The organism is Kitasatospora sp. NPDC057512, assembly GCF_042802135.1.
In the GTDB taxonomy this organism is placed as follows: Bacteria; Actinomycetota; Actinomycetes; order Streptomycetales; family Streptomycetaceae; genus Kitasatospora.
The window spans coordinates 1-2,131 of record NZ_JBHVET010001062.1; the positions used below are offsets into that span (position 1 = coordinate 1).

General features: G+C 76.6%; 3 protein-coding genes. All 3 read right to left on the reverse strand.

Features of this window, described 5'->3' with window-relative positions:
• Positions 1 to 41 precede the first annotated feature (41 nt).
• The 3 genes from ACFU6K_RS37575 to ACFU6K_RS37585 all read right to left on the reverse strand — a co-directional run bounded on the left by ACFU6K_RS37575 (position 42) and on the right by ACFU6K_RS37585 (position 2,078).
• Positions 42 to 875, reverse strand: coding sequence for an MBL fold metallo-hydrolase (locus tag ACFU6K_RS37575; protein ID WP_380670928.1), 834 nt, complete (start codon positions 873 to 875; stop codon positions 42 to 44).
• Complete coding sequence (locus tag ACFU6K_RS37580) at positions 872 to 1,045, reverse strand: hypothetical protein (protein WP_158077682.1); 174 nt, start codon at positions 1,043 to 1,045, stop codon at positions 872 to 874. Before ACFU6K_RS37580 ends, ACFU6K_RS37575 begins: the two co-directional genes overlap by 4 nt.
• A gap of 166 nt (positions 1,046 to 1,211) precedes the next feature.
• Entirely contained in the window at positions 1,212 to 2,078 is an 867-nt protein-coding gene (locus tag ACFU6K_RS37585) for an NUDIX hydrolase (protein ID WP_380670930.1), read from the reverse strand.
• Between the last annotated feature and the right edge of the window lie 53 nt (positions 2,079 to 2,131).

The window sequence follows — 2,131 nt, forward strand, 5'->3', positions numbered from 1 at the left end:
GGGCCCTTCGCGTTCACGGCGACAGTCCTGCGTCCACCGGGTCAGTCGGCGCCCTGGATCAGCCCGTGCTCCTCCAGGTAGTCCAGCTGGGCCCGCACCGACAGCTCGGCGGCCGGCCAGAGCGCCCGGTCCACGTCGGCGTAGACCCGGGCCACCACCTCGGAGGCGGTCAGGCAGCCCGCCTCGACCGCGGTCTCCACCTGGGCCAGCCGGGCCGCCCGGTGGGCCAGGTAGTAGTCGACGGCGCCGAGCGCGTCCGCGAGCACCGGGCCGTGGCCCGGCAGCACGGTCCGCACGCCGTGCTCGGAGGCCATGGTGTGCAGGCGGCGCAGCGAGTCCAGGTAGTCGCCGAGCCGGCCGTCGGGGTGCGCGACCATCGTGGTGCCGCGGCCGAGCACGGTGTCGCCGGTGAGCACCGCGCCGTCGTCCGGCAGGTGGAAGGTCAGCGAGTCCGAGGTGTGCCCCGGGGTGGCCACCACCCGTAGGTCCAGGCCGCCGACGTCCAGGCGCTGTCCGCCGACCAGGCCCTCCGAGCCCAGCCGGTGCGCCGGGTCCAGGGCCCGCACCTCGCTCCCGGTCAGCTCGGCGAAGCGGGCCGCGCCCTCGGAGTGGTCGGCGTGGCCGTGGGTGAGCAGGGTCAGCGCGATCCGCTTGCCCCGTTCCTCCGCGAGGTCGACCACCCGGCGCAGGTGCCCCTCGTGCAGCGGGCCCGGGTCGATCACCACCGCGAGGTCCGAGCCCGGTTCGGAGAGCAGCCAGGTGTTGGTGCCGTCCAGCGTCATCGGCGACGGGTTCGGTGCCAGCACGCACAGCGCCCGAGGGGTGGCCTCGCCGCCGACGGCGGCGGCGGGGTCGCCCGGCAGGAGTCCGCTCACCGACCGCCTCCGACGTGCCGGTGCAGGGCCCGCAGCGGCAGCGCCCGGACGAGGGCGCGCTGCGCCACCTCGACGAACGGGACCTGGCTGTCGCAGGCGAGGTCACGGGGGTTCAGGCGGCGGGCGGGCAGCTCGGGTGCCGTCCGGCGAGCCACGTCGTCGTGGGTCATCGGGCGTCGGTCCTTTCTCTGCGTCGGTACGGCAAGGGTCGGGTCGTGCGGGTCCTGCAAGTCGTGCGGGTCGTACGGGTCGTACGGGTCCTGCGAATCGGTCGGGGGGTCCTGCGGAGCGCGCCGGCCGTACGGCTCGTACGGCCGGTCCCCGTCGGTGGAACGCTCAGGACCCCTCGGGGAACTCCCCGTCGATGGTCAGTTCCTCGTAGCCGGGCCAGCGGACCGTCAGGCGGTCGCCGCGGACCTCGGCCCGGCCCAGGACCGGCGCCAGCGGGCGGTCGGCGGCCGCGGCCAGGGCCTCGGCGGCGGTCCGTACCGACGACAGCTCGCGCAGCACCGTCACGGTCGGCGGCAGCATGCCGAACCGGCCCTCCCGGTGGCCCCGCACCGCCTCAACCGGGGTCAGCCAGGCGACCCGGTCGGCCTCGCCGACCTCCAGGGCCGCGCGCTGGCCGGCCGGCAGCGCGGCGACGAAGAACCAGGTGTCGTAGCGCCGTTCCTCGAACTCCGGGGTGATCCAGCGGGCCCAGCCGCCCAGCAGGTCGCTGCGCAGCACCAGCCCGTGGTCGCGGAGGAACTCGGCGAAGGACAGCTCGTGGGCCTCCAGCGCGGCCCGCTCGGCGGACCAGTCGCGCGGCGCGGCGACGCTGTCGGCGTCCGGGCCGGCCAGCAGCACGCCGGCCTCCTCGAAGGTCTCGCGGACGGCCGCGCAGACCACCGCCCGCGCCGTCCGGGCGTCCACCCCGAGCCGCCGGGCCCACTCCTCGGGCGCCGGCCCGGCCCAGCCCGGCTCGACCTCGGCGTCCCGCGGGTCCACCCCGCCGCCGGGGTAGGCGTACATCCCGGCCGCGAAGGCCATCGAGGTGCGCCTGCGCAGCAGGTAGGCCTCCGGCCCCTCGGCGGCGTCGCGCAGCAGCACGACGGTCGCGGCGGCCCTGGGCACCGGCGGGGTCACCGCGCCGGATTCGACCGCCCGGATCCGGGCGGGCCAGCCGGGCGGCATCGGCAGCGTCGTCGCTCGATGGTCCATGCCCGGATGCTAGGGCGTGCCCGACGATTCCCGCCAGGCTCACGAGTGGATCC

What these genes read in the sequence shown, in the direction of transcription:
- ACFU6K_RS37585 (WP_380670930.1), bottom strand. Translation starts at nt 2,078, where the DNA reads ATGGACCATCGAGCGACGACGCTGCCGATGCCGCCCGGCTGGCCCGCC.
- ACFU6K_RS37580 (WP_158077682.1), bottom strand. Translation starts at nt 1,045, where the DNA reads ATGACCCACGACGACGTGGCTCGCCGGACGGCACCCGAGCTGCCCGCC.